This is a genomic window from Ruegeria sp. YTSA168, assembly GCF_059610045.1.
The window spans coordinates 76,001-90,117 of record NZ_JBXWMW010000001.1 but is presented as its reverse complement, the minus strand read 5'-3'; the positions used below and the strand labels follow the sequence as shown (position 1 = coordinate 90,117).

Annotated in this window: 16 protein-coding genes; 5 read left to right on the top strand and 11 right to left on the bottom strand. The window is 57.4% G+C overall.

Annotated elements, in window-relative coordinates; translation table 11 throughout:
• Positions 1-8 precede the first annotated feature (8 nt).
• Entirely contained in the window at positions 9-623 is a 615-nt protein-coding gene (locus tag AC2FFE_RS00460; protein WP_496845571.1) for a class I SAM-dependent DNA methyltransferase, read from the top strand.
• Positions 620-1,501 (top strand): tRNA glutamyl-Q(34) synthetase GluQRS, encoded by an 882-nt coding sequence (gluQRS, locus tag AC2FFE_RS00455; protein ID WP_496845570.1) that lies wholly within the window; start codon positions 620-622, stop codon positions 1,499-1,501. Before AC2FFE_RS00460 ends, gluQRS begins: the two co-directional genes overlap by 4 nt.
• Before the next feature lie 55 nt (positions 1,502-1,556).
• Here the strand turns inward: gluQRS and hisI are convergent, their stop codons facing one another.
• A complete protein-coding gene (gene hisI / locus AC2FFE_RS00450; RefSeq protein WP_496845569.1) occupies positions 1,557-1,946 on the bottom strand; it encodes a phosphoribosyl-AMP cyclohydrolase in 390 nt (129 codons plus the stop codon).
• A 48-nt stretch (positions 1,947-1,994) separates the two neighbouring features.
• Between hisI and AC2FFE_RS00445 the strand changes: the two genes are divergently transcribed.
• Both AC2FFE_RS00445 and AC2FFE_RS00440 read left to right on the top strand, forming a co-directional pair.
• Entirely contained in the window at positions 1,995-2,447 is a 453-nt protein-coding gene (locus AC2FFE_RS00445; RefSeq protein WP_496818389.1) for an iron-sulfur cluster assembly scaffold protein, read from the top strand.
• Between the two features lie 59 nt (positions 2,448-2,506).
• A complete protein-coding gene (locus AC2FFE_RS00440) occupies positions 2,507-3,145 on the top strand; it encodes a MarC family protein (protein WP_496845568.1) in 639 nt (212 codons plus the stop codon).
• A 186-nt stretch (positions 3,146-3,331) separates the two neighbouring features.
• Here the strand turns inward: AC2FFE_RS00440 and AC2FFE_RS00435 are convergent, their stop codons facing one another.
• The 5 genes from AC2FFE_RS00435 to sciP all read right to left on the bottom strand — a co-directional run bounded on the left by AC2FFE_RS00435 (position 3,332) and on the right by sciP (position 8,999).
• Entirely contained in the window at positions 3,332-3,454 is a 123-nt protein-coding gene (locus tag AC2FFE_RS00435) for a hypothetical protein (protein ID WP_353007504.1), read from the bottom strand.
• 112 nt (positions 3,455-3,566) lie between these two features.
• Positions 3,567-5,657, bottom strand: a complete 2,091-nt coding sequence (gene recG / locus AC2FFE_RS00430; RefSeq protein WP_496845567.1) for an ATP-dependent DNA helicase RecG — start codon at positions 5,655-5,657, stop codon at positions 3,567-3,569.
• Complete coding sequence (ligA, locus tag AC2FFE_RS00425; RefSeq protein ID WP_496845566.1) at positions 5,654-7,780, bottom strand: NAD-dependent DNA ligase LigA; 2,127 nt, start codon at positions 7,778-7,780, stop codon at positions 5,654-5,656. Before ligA ends, recG begins: the two co-directional genes overlap by 4 nt.
• Before the next feature lie 123 nt (positions 7,781-7,903).
• A complete protein-coding gene (gene ctrA / locus AC2FFE_RS00420) occupies positions 7,904-8,620 on the bottom strand; it encodes a response regulator transcription factor CtrA (protein WP_496818383.1) in 717 nt (238 codons plus the stop codon).
• An 85-nt stretch (positions 8,621-8,705) separates the two neighbouring features.
• A complete protein-coding gene (gene sciP / locus AC2FFE_RS00415) occupies positions 8,706-8,999 on the bottom strand; it encodes a CtrA inhibitor SciP (protein WP_170536838.1) in 294 nt (97 codons plus the stop codon).
• 129 nt (positions 9,000-9,128) lie between these two features.
• Between sciP and mnmA the strand changes: the two genes are divergently transcribed.
• Entirely contained in the window at positions 9,129-10,274 is a 1,146-nt protein-coding gene (gene mnmA, locus AC2FFE_RS00410) for a tRNA 2-thiouridine(34) synthase MnmA (protein ID WP_496845565.1), read from the top strand.
• Here the strand turns inward: mnmA and AC2FFE_RS00405 are convergent.
• The 5 genes from AC2FFE_RS00405 to fabZ are packed head-to-tail and all read right to left on the bottom strand — an operon-like array spanning position 10,271 to position 14,063.
• On the bottom strand, positions 10,271-10,852 hold the full coding sequence (locus AC2FFE_RS00405) for a cadmium resistance transporter (RefSeq protein WP_496845564.1): 582 nt from the start codon (positions 10,850-10,852) through the stop codon (positions 10,271-10,273). The genes mnmA and AC2FFE_RS00405 overlap by 4 nt on opposite strands.
• On the bottom strand, positions 10,852-12,009 hold the full coding sequence (lpxB, locus tag AC2FFE_RS00400) for a lipid-A-disaccharide synthase (protein ID WP_496845563.1): 1,158 nt from the start codon (positions 12,007-12,009) through the stop codon (positions 10,852-10,854). Before lpxB ends, AC2FFE_RS00405 begins: the two co-directional genes overlap by 1 nt.
• Positions 12,009-12,803, bottom strand: coding sequence for an LpxI family protein (locus tag AC2FFE_RS00395; protein ID WP_496818379.1), 795 nt, complete (start codon positions 12,801-12,803; stop codon positions 12,009-12,011). The genes lpxB and AC2FFE_RS00395 overlap by 1 nt, the downstream gene beginning before the upstream one ends.
• A gap of 4 nt (positions 12,804-12,807) precedes the next feature.
• Positions 12,808-13,593, bottom strand: a complete 786-nt coding sequence (gene lpxA, locus AC2FFE_RS00390; RefSeq protein ID WP_496818378.1) for an acyl-ACP--UDP-N-acetylglucosamine O-acyltransferase — start codon at positions 13,591-13,593, stop codon at positions 12,808-12,810.
• Complete coding sequence (gene fabZ, locus AC2FFE_RS00385) at positions 13,590-14,063, bottom strand: 3-hydroxyacyl-ACP dehydratase FabZ (protein ID WP_496818377.1); 474 nt, start codon at positions 14,061-14,063, stop codon at positions 13,590-13,592. The genes lpxA and fabZ overlap by 4 nt, the downstream gene beginning before the upstream one ends.
• Positions 14,064-14,117 lie beyond the last annotated feature (54 nt).

Sequence of the window (14,117 nt, the reverse complement as noted above, 5' to 3'; positions counted from 1 at the left end):
ATCGGTGTATGAGCGACGAATTCTTCAAAAGCACCTACGATCTGGAAACCCCCGAACAGACTGAGGCGCACTACCAAAAATGGGCTGCGACTTATGAGGCCGAAGTGGCCGAGCAAGGCTATGCCACACCAGATCGCGTGGCTCAGGCGCTCTGGTCGCAAAAGCCCGAAGCGCAGACGCCGGTTCTGGACTATGGTTGCGGCACCGGTCTGTCCGGGGTCGCGTTGCGAAATGCCGGGTTCGAAGTCATCGACGGCATGGACCCAACCGCGAACATGCTGGCAGTCGCAGAAACCAAAGGGGTTTACAGAACCCTGTCCAGCTTTGAAATCTCCGATCCAGCACCGCTTACCAGCAGTGCCTATACCGCGATCACGGCAATTGGCGTTATCGGCGCAGGTGCAGCCCCGCCTGAAACGCTGGATATGCTGATGCACGCACTGCCCAAAGGTGGAATGTTGTCATTTTCCTTCAACGATCACACACTCGCGGATCACACCTATACAGCGCGGCTGAACGACTGGTTGGATATGGGTGCGGCACGACTTTTGTTCCGCGAACACGGTCCTCATTTGCCGGGTCTGAACATGAAGTCTGACGTGTATGTATTAGAAAAGACGTGACATTCACCACGCGCTTTGCGCCATCTCCGACGGGTCCTTTGCATCTGGGGCACGCTTATTCGGCGTTGCTGGCCCATGATATGGCGGCGTCTGAAGGTGGTGAATTTCTGCTGCGGATTGAAGATATCGATCAATCCAGATCGCGCCCGCACTGGGAGGCGCAGATCTATGACGACCTCACATGGCTCGGCCTGCGCTGGCCCAAACCCGTCATGCGCCAATCCGAGCGTCAGGCAATCTACGATGCAGCGCTGGATGAACTCTGGCGGCGCGGCTTTCTGTACCCGTGTAGCTGCAACCGCAAAGATATCGCCGCAGCGGTCAGCGCCCCTCAGGAAGGCGCACCGTTATTGGGCCCTGATGGTGTGATCTATCCGGGCACATGTCGGCACCGCATACCTAATTCAGAAGATACACCCCGCCCACAAAACGAAGCGCTGCGCCTGGATATGGCCAAAGCGGCGCAACACGTTTTTGACAGTAATGCCTTAGCCGGACAGTTCACCGAACATGGCACAGGCCCCAAAGGCGAAACCGGAACAGTCCGTTTCTCGCCGGAAGAGTTGATCACAGCGATCGGAGATGTCGTTCTGGCCCGCCGCGGTATGGGCACCTCGTATCATCTGTCCGTCGTTTTGGATGATGCCACGCAAGGGATCATGCGGGTTGTGCGCGGTCAGGACCTGTTCGATGCCACGCGCATCCACGTCCTGTTACAGGCCCTTTTGGAGCTGCCAGTACCCGAATACTTCCACCACGATTTGATCCGTGACGACGCAGGCAAACGTCTGGCGAAACGAGACGACGCGCGCGCGATCTCTAAATACCGAGCCAACGGGGCAAGCCCAGAAGATATTCGGGCCATGGTCGGTCTTTGACCATATCCTTATCTTATCTGGAATATCTTCGCCGAACGCGTGGTGTTTGCGTTACCTATTCCATCGGTTTCATCAGCTCGGTTTCATCCCCGTCCCGGATGGCGGTATAGAAACAGCTGCGCCGGTTCGTGTGACAGGCAGGACCTTTCTGGTCAACCAGAACCAACAGACAATCCCGGTCACAATCAACGCGGAAATCGATCAACTCCTGCGTATGACCCGAAGACTCGCCCTTGATCCAGAAGGACTGCCGTGACCTTGACCAATAGGTAACCCGACCTGTTTCCAGGGTGCGTTCAATCGCTTGTGCATTCATCCAGGCCATCATCAGAACCTCGCCCGATGCATGATCTTGCGCGATGGCTGGAACCAACCCTGCCTCATTGTATTTCAAGGTTGCGGTGTCAAACACAATTGGATCAGTCATCAGAAAAACCTTTTGCATCCCAAGGGCTGGCCACTATGTATGGGGAACACGCAACGAGGGAAAGCCATGAGTGGCGAAAACGATCTGATAAAGCTGTACTCGGCAAGAATTCTTGCGCTGGCCGCAGATATCCCCCATCTCGAACGATTGGACCATCCCGATGCAACGGTTAAGAAACGCTCGCCCCTGTGCGGGTCAACTGTGACCGTGGATGTGAAACTGCAGGATGGGCGTGTCAGTGCCTTTGGGCAGGATGTCAAAGCCTGCGCGCTGGGTCAGGCCTCGGCCTCGGTTGTTGGGGACGCGGTGATCGGCGCGACACGGGCGCAGATCGAAACGGCGCGAGATCAGCTTGCAGCGATGTTGAAAAAGGACGGCTCGGTTCCTGATGCGCCATTTGATGGGCTAGAGGTTCTGATGCCGGCGCGAGAATATAAAAACCGCCATGCCTCGATCCTGCTGTGTCTGGACGCCACGGCCGAAGCCATTGCACTTGCCGAACAGGCCAACTGCGCCTGAGCGTAGCTTTTTCACACGTTCCCGTCTAACCTCTCCACAACTGGTTAGAGGGGTTTGGTTTGAATAATTTACTTGAGCATTTTGTAACCCTATGGGTCGTGATTGACCCCATCGGTACAATCCCGGTTTTCATCGCAGTGACCGCAGGTCTTGCGGCATCGGCCCGCAGGCGGGTCGCCGTTCTGGCCGCCCTGATCAGTGCCGGTGTGCTGCTGTTCTTCCTGGTCTTTGGTCAGCTTTTGATCGAAGCGCTGGATATCGGATTGAACTCGTTTCAGGTTGCCGGTGGCATCATCCTGTTCCTGTTCGCGTTGACCATGATTTTTGGGGAAAGCAAGCAGGACATTGAACAGCGCGCAGCCGAGGATGACAAAGAGGATACGACCCATAAGCACAATCCGGCGATTTTTCCGCTGGCAGTACCCTCCCTCGCCTCACCCGGAGCGATGCTGGCGATCGTCATTCTGACCGACAACAACCGCTACAGCGCGGCAGATCAGGGCATCACCGCCTTGGTCATGTTATCTGTGCTGGTGATCGCCTTTGTTCTGATGTTGCTGGCAGAGCCGATCATTCGCCTGATCGGTCATTCCGGGGCAGCCATCATCAGCCGCGTGATGGGCATGATCCTGGCCTCGGTCGCCGTCAATTCGGTTTTGTCGGCCATGCTGGAAATCATGAAAACTGGTCAGCTATAAAAAAACCGCCGCTCCTTCCGGGCGGGAAGGGCGGCGGCAGTCTATGCGTGTCTCGCGTGGGGTCCGGAACACCGCGCGGGGCCGAGGCATGGCCCCTTCAAGGGGTTTGGGACAGGCAGGTCACCCTTGATCGTAATGGGGATGACAGGCGCGGGTTGATCGGCACGAGATCGCAGGCAGAAAGGTTTAGAATCCAACCGGAAGGTGAAGGGCAACCATCAGCATGACAACCAAGGACGCCACCCCCGCGACATCCTGCAGGATTGTCGTGTGCGAACGGCTAAACGCGGTCTTGATCTGGGTCAGCATTGGGTCACCTCCGGTCGAAGATTTAATCCTTTGTTGACCTTTTGTTCTCATATTTCCCTGAGTCGGTAAAGAACTTTTTGAGAACATTTGTGAACTTTAAGGGATTATCAACCTAACCCACTGAAATCAAACGGATCGCTTGATCCTGTTTCATCAGCCACAGCAGAACGCGCGCGGCATTACCCCGGTCCGAGGTCAGTTTTGGGTCTTTACCCAGCAGCGCGCGGGCATCCGATTGCGCCACCGCCATCAACCCGGCCTGCCGTTCGAGATCGGCAATACGAAACTTTGGCAATCCCGACTGTGCAGTTCCGATCAGGTCACCCGCGCCGCGCATCTGCAGATCGGTTTCCGAAATACGAAAGCCGTCCTCGGTTTCTCGCAGCACTTCCAATCGTTTGCGCCCACCTTCGCTGAGCGGCGGTTGATACATCAACAAACAGGTCGAATCCGCGTCGCCCCGGCCCACACGCCCGCGCAATTGGTGCAGCTGCGCCAGACCGAAGATTTCGGCCCGTTCGATCACCATGATTGTGGCGTTGGGCACGTTTACGCCAACTTCGATGACAGTCGTGGCCACCAAAACCTTGGTGTCGCCGGTTTGAAAGGCCGCCATGGCCGCGTCTTTCTCGGCTGGCGGCATCTGGCCATGTACAAGACCGACAATACCTTCACCCAGAATAGCACGCAGGCGTTTGAACCGTTCTTCGGCAGCGGTCAGGTCCGATACCTCGGATTCGTCCACTAAAGGACAGACCCAATAGCACTGCCGCCCCTCATCAATCGCGCGACGTAGATGCGCGACAACCTCATCCATACGGCCGGTGCTGACAATGGCGGTCTTGATCGGCTTCCGACCAGGCGGCTTTTCATCCAGAACCGAGACATCCATGTCGCCATATTGCGCCAGTGCCAAGCTGCGCGGGATTGGCGTGGCCGTCATCACCAGTACATCCGCGCCCTGCCCCTTTTCTGACAATTCCATCCGCTGGCGCACACCAAACCGATGCTGTTCGTCAACGATGGCAAGCCGCAAAGAGCAGAACTCCACGTCATTCTGAAAAACGGCATGTGTGCCGACAAGAATCTGAATATCCCCAGCTTTCAGGGCAGCCAGTTTCGCCCGCCTCTCTGTCCCTTTGTCGCGTCCGGTCAGGATTTCCAGCACCACGCCAGCCTCTTCAGCCAGAGGGCGCAATCCCTCCAGATGCTGCCGCGCCAATATCTCGGTCGGGGCCATCATTACGCCCTGCCCGCCAGCTTCGACCGCGATCAGAAGCGCCATAAAAGCGACCAGCGTTTTCCCCGCGCCGACATCGCCCTGCAACAGACGGTTCATCCGCGCATCCGACGCCATATCGGTAGAAATCTCTTCGATGGCGCGGGTCTGAGCCCCGGTTGGACGATAAGGCAGGCTACCCAAGACCTTCGATTGCAACGCGCCGGTTCCAGCACTGACGATGCCCCGCGCTTTACGCTCAATCTGGCGCGCCAAAGCCAGCGTTAACTGATGGGCCAGAAGCTCATCATAGGCCAGGCGCTCTCTTGCGGGTGAAAACGCCGCCACATCATCGGCGCCCTGCGGATTATGCGCTGCCTCGACAGCGCTCTTCCAACCTGGCCACTTCTGTTGCGCCACCTGGGCCGGATCGGCCCATTCGGCCAGGTCTGGCGCGCGGGCCAAAGCGCTGCGGACGGCTTTAAATGCGGTCTTTTGGGTAACGCCTTGGGTCAGGTGATACACCGGTTCGAATTCAGGGATATCCTGTGCCTGCTCAACCGGCAGCATATGATCGGGATGGACCATTTGCGCCATACCATCAAACAGCTCCAGCTTGCCCGAGATCACGCGGCGCGATCCCTGCGGTAGCAGTTTTTTCAGATAATCGCCCCGCGCGTGGAAGAACACGAGTTGGAAATCGGCCTGACTGTCTTCGACATGAATCCGATAAGCACCACCTTTGTTACGTGGTGGTCTGTGCACGCCAACGGTTACCTCAACTGTCAAAGTCGATGGTAAATCAACGCCTTGAATGGTTTCGCGCCGACGCCGGTCAACCACCGCATAAGGCAGACCAAACAGCACATCACGCGGGCTTTCGATCCCGCTTTGCGCCATGGCCTGCGCCGTTTTGGGGCCGACACCCTCTAACGTTTCCAACCCGGCAAACAAAGGGAATAGCTGTTCGGGCCGTCCACTCATGCGCCGTTAATCAGCTGTAGCCAGCCATCCTCATCCAGTGTTTCTATGCCTAGCTCTGCGGCTTTCTTGGCTTTGGACCCGGCACCCGGCCCCGCGACAAGCAGATCCGTTTTCTTGCTGACCGAGCCAGAGACCTTAGCACCCAACGCCTCAGCCCGGGCCTTGGCTTCGGCGCGGGTCATCTTTTCAAGCGTTCCGGTGAAGACGACGGTTTTACCCGCAACCGGGCTGTCAGTGGTGTCGGGGCGCTTTGCCTCTTCTACCTGCAACTGGGCGACTAGATCATCGATGCTGGCCCGTTCCGCTTGTTGCGCAAAGGCTGAAACCAACGCGCGGGCCATGACCTCACCGACTCCGTCGATGCCCAGCAGCTCTTCCCATTCGGGCCCTTCGAAGGTGGCCGCTGCGGTCACGGCAGTCTCAAACTCGGCCCAACTGCCATAGTGAGTGGCGATTAGGTTCGACGCGGCCTCACCCATGTGGCGAATGCCCAAAGCAAACAGCAAACGCCCGAACCCGATATTGCGCTTTTCATCAATTGCGGCCCAAAGATTGCCCGCGCTTTGCGCGCCCCAGCCCTTGCGGTTGGCCAATTTGGTCAGATTGCCCGCATCGCGTTGTTGCAGCGTGAAGATGTCGACTGGCGTTTTGATCGGCAACTCAGGATCTTCATAAAACATCTCAATCTGCTTTGCGCCCAGGCCTTCAATGTCAAAGGCTTTGCGCGAGACGAAATGCTTCAGCTTTTCAACAGCTTGCGCGGGGCAAATCAGGCCACCCGTGCAGCGCCGTACCGCATCGCCTTCTTCGCGGATTGCCTCGCTGCCGCATTCGGGGCATCGCGTTGGAAAATCGTAAGGCACTGCGTCATCTGGGCGTTTGGAAATTTCGACATCTGCGATCTTGGGGATCACATCGCCGGCACGGTAGACCTGTACCCAATCACCGACCCGAATGTCCTTTCCGTCCCGGATGGTGCCGCCCTTGGCGTCACGGCCTGCGATGTAATCTTCGTTATGCAATGTGGCGTTTGAGACAACGACGCCGCCCACCGTCACCGGATGCAACCGCGCAACGGGGCTGAGCGCACCGGTTCGCCCAACCTGAATGTCAATTGCTTCAAGCCGGGTCCAGGCCAGTTCTGCGGGAAATTTATGGGCAATCGCCCAGCGAGGCGTGGTTGACCTGAACCCCAATCGTGCCTGCAGCGCCAGATCGTTGACCTTGTAGACGACACCGTCGATGTCATAGCCCAGCGTGGCGCGCTGTGCTTCGATTTGCCGGTAGTGGGCCAGGATCTCATCCGTGGTTTTGCATTCGCGGGTCAGATTATTCGTTGAGAAACCAAAGCCTTTCAAGCGGTCAATCGCGCCCTTCTGAGTGTCAGAAAGCGGTTCTGATAATTCACCCCAGGCATAAGCAAAGAACCGCAGCGGACGGGCTCGCGTGATTTCCGAATCCAGCTGTCTCAATGATCCGGCGGCGGCATTTCGGGGATTGGCAAAGGTTTTCCCGCCGATTTCGGTTTGACGCAGGTTGAGCGCATCAAAATCTGCGTGCGACATGTAGACCTCACCCCGAACTTCAAGAATCGCAGGCGCGCCTTCGATGGTTTGGGGAACATCAGTCAGCGTTCGGGCGTTGGCCGTAACGTTTTCACCTACCTCACCATCACCGCGTGTGGCCGCCTGAACCAGCTTACCGTTTTCGTAGCGTAACGAAAGGGACAGACCGTCGATCTTCGGTTCCGCCGTATACGCAAGCTGCGCATCGTCATCCAACCCGAGGTATTTTCGGATCGACCGGTCAAAGTCGGCCACATCCTCATCGTCGAACGCATTGCCAAGCGACATCATGCGCACCGCATGGGTGACCTTAGAAAACCCGTCTGCCGCGCGGGCGCCGACCTGATCACTGGGGCTGTCGGTACGCTTGAGATGCGGGAACCGCGACTCGATTTCGGCATTCCGCCGTTTCAGCGCATCGTAGTCCGCGTCTGATATCTCGGGTGCATCTGCGCCGTGATACAATTGATTGGCCCGTACGAGCACCTCGGCCAGCCGTGCAAGCTCGCCACGGGCCTGATCTTCGGTCAGGTCTTCTGTTGGAATGGAGTAGCTCATGGCCTCGCCCTGTCACGTCTTCTTGGACATCAGTGATAGGGCGAGGCCATGGCTAGGTCCAGACGTGCTGAGCCGTGAGTGTGGGTGCCGCCCTGGACCAACGGCGGCACAAGTGTTCGGATGTCAGGCGCCGACCGCGATGCGGGTCTCGTCCATGCTGTCGGATTGAGGATCGCGCAGCACATAACCGCGCCCCCAGACTGTTTCGATATAATTGTCGCCACCGGTGGCATTGCTGAGTTTCTTGCGCAGTTTGCAGATGAACACATCGATGATCTTCAACTCTGGCTCATCCATGCCACCGTAGAGGTGGTTCAGGAACATCTCTTTCGTCAGCGTCGTGCCCTTGCGCAGGCTCAAAAGCTCCAACATCTGGTATTCCTTGCCGGTCAGGTGCACGGTCTGGCCATCTACCTCAACCGTTTTGGCATCCAGATTTACGGCAACCCGACCGGTATGGATCACTGATTGCGAATGCCCTTTCGAACGCCGGATAATCGCATGGATACGGGCAACCAGTTCCTCGCGATGGAACGGTTTGGTCAGATAATCATCCGCGCCAAATCCAAAGCCCTTGATCTTGCTTTCTGTGTCATCAGCCCCGGACAGGATCAGGATCGGGGTTTCCACCCGTGCGATCCGCAATTGGCGCAATACTTCATGCCCGTTCATGTCCGGCAGATTCAAGTCCAGCAAAATGAGATCGTAATCATAGAGTTTTGCCAGATCGATCCCTTCTTCCCCCAAATCCGTCGCATATACATTCAGGTTTGCATGCGTCAGCATCAATTCGATGCTTTTGGATGTGGTTGGATCATCCTCGACAAGAAGTATTCTCATTTCACTGCTCCAATTCAGGTCAAAAATCTTCAATTCAATTCAAACCTGATCAAAAATGGTTAATCTGGCGTTACCGTTGAATCATTTATTCACTTTCATCTTTAGGTTGTCGATATTTTTTTAGCGCGGTTACTTTCAATGCATCGATTCCATGTTCGGCAACGGCAGAAACCCACGTATTGAACTCTTCATCGCTGATGCCATAGCGTTTTTTGGCATCAGACAAGGTGATCAGGCCGTATAGAACCCCGCGCACAACGATGATTTTGCGCGACGCGACCCAACGCCGTGTATCGGCGGGCGGAAGATCGGCGCGCGACAGAACCGTGCCATCCGGCAGGGTGACAGATCGCGGCCCTTCAACTTTGTGCAAATACATCTTTCTACCCTTTTCCTGCTGCGACAAAGCTGCCATCAGCCTACTTAATGTGGCGTGAAACCGCCCCTTGAGAGTGTGTAGAATTTTCCTATATTCTGTCGGTCTTTCTTAACCCGGACTGGAATCGCCATGGCCGTCGCCGCCGAGACCCAACTCAATTCGCTTGGCTTTGCCAAACCACCTTCGGAAACGCGAGTGGTGGTTGCCATGTCTGGCGGTGTCGACAGCTCGGTTGTTGCCGCCTATCTGGCGGATCAGGGCTATGACGTGGTCGGCGTCACCCTGCAGCTTTATGATCATGGCGCTGCATTGGCTAAGAAAGGTGCGTGCTGTGCTGGAATCGACATTCATGATGCGCGCCGTGTAGCCGAAGAACGCGGCTTTCCGCACTACGTTCTGGACTATGAAAACATCTTCAAAGACGCGGTGATTGACGAATTCGCCGATAGCTATCTGGCCGGCGCGACACCTGTTCCATGTATCCGCTGCAATGAGAGGGTGAAATTCAAGGACCTGCTGGAAACCGCCAAAGATCTTGAAGCCGATTGCATGGCCACGGGCCACTACATCCAGCGAAAGATGGGTTTGAATGGGCCGGAGTTGCACAGCGCCGAGGATGCGAACCGCGATCAGTCATATTTCCTATTTTCGACTACGCCCGAGCAGTTGGACTTTCTGCGCTTCCCTCTGGGGCACCTGCCCTCAAAGCACGCAACGCGCGAAATGGCAGCGCAATATGGGCTGGCTGTGGCGGATAAACCCGACAGTCAGGACATCTGTTTTGTGCCCAACGGCGACTATGCCAGCGTGATCGAAAAACTGCGCCCCGGCGCGGCGGAACCGGGTGAGATCGTACATGCCGACGGTCGCGTATTGGCGCAGCATAATGGTGTCATTCACTATACGATCGGTCAGCGCCGCGGCCTGGGCATCGGCGGCCTCAGCGACCCGCTTTATGTGGTCAAGCTGGACGTGGACAAGAAACAGGTTGTCGTCGGACCCAAAGAAATGCTGGCGACCAGAACCATTCCGGTGCGCGAGATCAACTGGCTGGGGGATGAGCCCTTCACCGCGCGCAGCGAATGGCATTTGTCGGTCAAAGTCCGCTCGACCCGCCCCCCGCGTGAGGCGATTATCCGCCCGCTATCCGACACGACCGCCGAGGTGGAGCTGCTGACGCCCGAGGAAGGGATCTCGCCGGGTCAGGCCTGTGTGTTCTACGCCAATGAAGGCAGCCGCATCTTTGGCGGTGGTTGGATCTGGCGCGGGTACTAGATCGCGTCAGTCCATGAGTTGCTGAGGATGTAGATCCCGGCGCAGATCATCACGTAAGGCACAAGCGTCTCAAGCCGTTGCGCCAAACCTCCGGCCATGATTGGCGCGCGTGCGCCCAAAAGTGCAAGCGCGCACAGGGTAAGCGCCGCCGCTACAGCCCCAGCGACCCCGGCAAAGCGATAGCTCGGGGTGGAATCCGCCAAGAGCGGCGCGAGAACAGCAAACGTGTCCATGGACAGGCTGACAAACAGCAGCATGGTCACCAAGGTCGACGCACCCGCAGATATGTGTGCGCCCTGCGGCGTCTCTTCTCCCTGGAATTGGCGAAGAACTCCGATGAAGCCAAGACCCAAAGGGATCACTCCCAAATAGCCTGCCCAGTGCGGCACCACATCATCGACCCCCAATGCCAGCAGGAAAGCGATGGTGATCACGATCATCTGCGCAAACAGGAACCCTGCAATGGCGCGGCGCGGACCAGATACCATCATTAGCGCAACCAAGACGGCAAGATTGTCGAGATTGGTCAAGATCTGCGCCACAAAGGCTGAAGCAGCAAAGATCGCATGATCCAACATCACGTGTTCATTCTGTTCAAAACGGCCCTTGCTGCGCGCAGACCCGCCGCCTCGCCGCCTCGCCCAAGCCGCTCCATAGTCGTTGCCATGGCTTGATCCTGTGTATCTGGCGCTGTGGATACCTGCTCCAACGCAGCTGCGATCTTTTCGGGGATGCAGTCTTCAAGCAAGCATTCAGGCACTGCGTGGCTGTCCGAGACCAGATTGACCAGAGTGACCGTATCCAGCTTGACCATGCGTTTGGCGATCAGCGTGGTTAGCCAGTTCAGATTGTAGGCGATCACCATAGGCGTCGCCTGAGCTGCCAATTCCAACGAGACCGTACCAGAGGCCGCCAATGCCAGATCGGCGGCGGCAAAGGCTGCTCTTTTCTGCACCTGCGCCTCGTTTGATGGCAAATTGCGCGGATCAACAACAACCGGCCGACCGGGCCAATACTTGATGTGGTCCGTAACCGCATCGACCATATGTGCAACCGCCGGAACCACGACGCGGGTGTCGGTACGATCTTTCAGGAACTGGTCCAGTGCCGCACCGAAGATCGGGGCCAGCCGCTCGACTTCACCTCGCCGAGAGCCAGGCAAAGCCAGCACGATGGGCGCGTCGCCAAGATCATGATCCGCGCGAAATCCTTGGATGTCTTTTTCGGACGCAACCGGTTCGTTCACCACCGGATGGCCCACGAAATCACACTCCATCCCCGCGCGCTCCATATAGGGCGGCTCAAAGGGCAGCAACGCCAGAACGTGGTCGATCACCTTGGCCATCTTGTCCGCGCGCCCCGGACGCCAGGCCCAGACGCTTGGGGCCACGTAATGCACGGTGCGAATGTTGCTGGAAGCCTTGACGATCTTGGCCACGCGCAGCGAGAAATCTGGGCTGTCGATGGTGATCAACACATCTGGCCGCGTGTCCAGCACGTCTTGTGCGGTTTCAGCGATCCGGCGTTTCAGATGAAAGAACTTGGGCAGGACCTCGACCAGGCCCATAACGCTAAGCTCGGACATCGGGACCCGACTGTTCAAGCCCTCTGCCTGCATCAGTGGCCCGCCGACCCCGTCAAACTCCACATCTGGAAGCAGGGTCTTCAACCCTTCCATCAGCGCACCTCCCAACCGGTCGCCCGAAGGTTCACCGGCGACCAGAAAGACGCGCATCAAACCGCCCTTTCGCGCACGAACAAGAACAGACCCAGACGATTACATTCGGCAATCACTTGGTCGCGCTGCAACACCATCACACCGCCCTTTTCAATGACAATACCGGTCAATCCGGCTGCCACGGCGCTGGTCACCGTCTCGGGGCCTATTGCGGGCAAATCTACCCGCCGATCCTGCGCAGGCTTTGGGGCTTTGAACAGAATACCGCCGCCTGCATCCGGACGTTGGGTCAAGGATTGCAACATCCACGCGGTGCCAAAAATGCTTTCAACGGCCAAAGCCTGCCCTTTGGACACGGCGCACGCCTGCCCGATATCGGCGTTGCCCATGGCACGTAGAACACCGGCTGCCCGGTCCGCATCGGCCAGATCTGCCTCAGATGGTTGCGCCTCGGTCTGGCAGCCAACTGACAGAAGCAGCTCCGGTGCGATCTCATGAGCGGCATTGACCGTCAGGCCCGCATCTTCAAAGATACCGATGACCGCGCGCAACGCGCCATCGTCGCCAGAGGTCATCGCCTTCTGCAAGATCGGAACCAATGGCAAAGTCGCCGCATCAATCCGCGCAGGATCGACGCCCGGTCGCTGAATTGCACCAGCCATGCAAAGCGCAGTTACACCGCGCGCGTTCAACTCGGCGACAAAGCTGCCCAGCTGTTCCAGCGGAAACACGATGTCTGGTCTGAGCGTATCGGGCTCAAACCCCTCCATCGCGCAGATCAACGGGCGCTCCGCCAAAGCGGCCACAACCTCATCCGGCAAGACACCTGTGCCTGCGATCAAAGCCAGCATGCGCTTACTTCCTTGGTGTCAGGAAAGAACGATCCGTGTCACCGGTCACAAATTCAACAATGCGCCGGACATATTCACTGTCAGTGCCTTCACCCGCGCGATGGGCGCGCTCCTGAAACGTCCCATCACCTACAGTCAGTTCCTTGAAGGCCGCCCGCAGCGCCGAGATATCTTCGCGCGAAACGCCGCGCCGTTTCAGGCCAACCAGGTTGAGCCCGTCCAGTTCCCCGCGTGGGGCCTGGACCAGACCGTAGGGAATCACGTCATTGGGCACCATGGTCAGCGCGCCGATGATGGCACCGCGACCAACCCGCACCCATTGATGCAGGCCCGAAATACCCCCGATGATCACATCATCCTCGATGATACAATGGCCGGCTGCACCCGCATGGTTCACCATGATCACCCGATTGCCCATCTGAACATCGTGGGCCACATGCACGCCCGCCATCAGCAGGCAATCGTCACCAATACGCGTCACACCACCGCCACCATCGGTGCCGGTATTGATGGTCACATGCTCGCGTATCCGGTTGCGCTGGCCGATTTCCAGCCGCGTATTCTCGCCGCCAAACTTCAGGTCCTGAGGGATTTCGCCAATAACCGAGAAGTTGAAGATAACCGTATCGTCACCGACAGAGGTGTCGCCAGTCACGACAACATGTGATTTCAGTTCCACCCGATCGCCCAACCGCACCTGAGGCCCGATATGGCAGAACGGGCCAATCGAGCAGCCCTGCCCGATCTGAGCGCCCTCTTCTATGACTGCGCTGGGATGAATGCCGCTCATGCCGTTTTTTCCATGTCCCAATCAACATAGGCCGAAAACTCGGCTTCGGCGGCAACTTCACCATCGACAGTGGCCCGGCCGTTGAACTTGAACAGCTTGCCGCCTTTCTTGCCGCGCAGGGTTTCCACATGCATCTCCAGAACATCGCCAGGCACAACCTTGCGGCGGAATTTGCACTTATCAATGCTCATGAAATAGATCAGCAGTTCGGTATCAATCACGTCCATGCCAACGCCCAGCATGACACCGGCAGTTTGCGCCATCGCTTCGACGATGGTGACGCCTGGCATGATCGGAGTACCGGGGAAATGACCCTGGAAATGCGGCTCGTTCATGGTGACATTCTTGATACCAACGGCTGATTGATAGCCGTCAATATCAACCACCTTGTCGACCAAAAGAAACGGATAGCGATGCGGCAATATGCGCTGGATCAGCTGAATGTCGGCGCTTTTGGTTTCCGAGGTCATAAGTCACAAATCCCGTCTTGGAAGTCTCAGTTCTCGCGTGGTTAGCAATACAGG

Coding starts and splice junctions, on each gene's coding strand:
- AC2FFE_RS00460 (WP_496845571.1), top strand. CDS start 9: ATGAGCGACGAATTCTTCAAAAGCACCTACGATCTGGAAACCCCCGAA.
- hisI (WP_496845569.1), bottom strand. CDS start 1,946: ATGCAAAAGGTTTTTCTGATGACTGATCCAATTGTGTTTGACACCGCA.
- AC2FFE_RS00445 (WP_496818389.1), top strand. CDS start 1,995: ATGAGTGGCGAAAACGATCTGATAAAGCTGTACTCGGCAAGAATTCTT.
- AC2FFE_RS00435 (WP_353007504.1), bottom strand. CDS start 3,454: ATGCTGACCCAGATCAAGACCGCGTTTAGCCGTTCGCACACGACAATC.
- recG (WP_496845567.1), bottom strand. CDS start 5,657: ATGAGTGGACGGCCCGAACAGCTATTCCCTTTGTTTGCCGGGTTGGAA.
- ligA (WP_496845566.1), bottom strand. CDS start 7,780: ATGAGCTACTCCATTCCAACAGAAGACCTGACCGAAGATCAGGCCCGT.
- ctrA (WP_496818383.1), bottom strand. CDS start 8,620: ATGAGAATACTTCTTGTCGAGGATGATCCAACCACATCCAAAAGCATC.
- sciP (WP_170536838.1), bottom strand. CDS start 8,999: ATGTATTTGCACAAAGTTGAAGGGCCGCGATCTGTCACCCTGCCGGAT.
- mnmA (WP_496845565.1), top strand. CDS start 9,129: ATGGCCGTCGCCGCCGAGACCCAACTCAATTCGCTTGGCTTTGCCAAA.
- AC2FFE_RS00405 (WP_496845564.1), bottom strand. CDS start 10,852: ATGTTGGATCATGCGATCTTTGCTGCTTCAGCCTTTGTGGCGCAGATC.
- lpxB (WP_496845563.1), bottom strand. CDS start 12,009: ATGCGCGTCTTTCTGGTCGCCGGTGAACCTTCGGGCGACCGGTTGGGA.
- AC2FFE_RS00395 (WP_496818379.1), bottom strand. CDS start 12,803: ATGCTGGCTTTGATCGCAGGCACAGGTGTCTTGCCGGATGAGGTTGTG.
- lpxA (WP_496818378.1), bottom strand. CDS start 13,593: ATGAGCGGCATTCATCCCAGCGCAGTCATAGAAGAGGGCGCTCAGATC.
- fabZ (WP_496818377.1), bottom strand. CDS start 14,063: ATGACCTCGGAAACCAAAAGCGCCGACATTCAGCTGATCCAGCGCATA.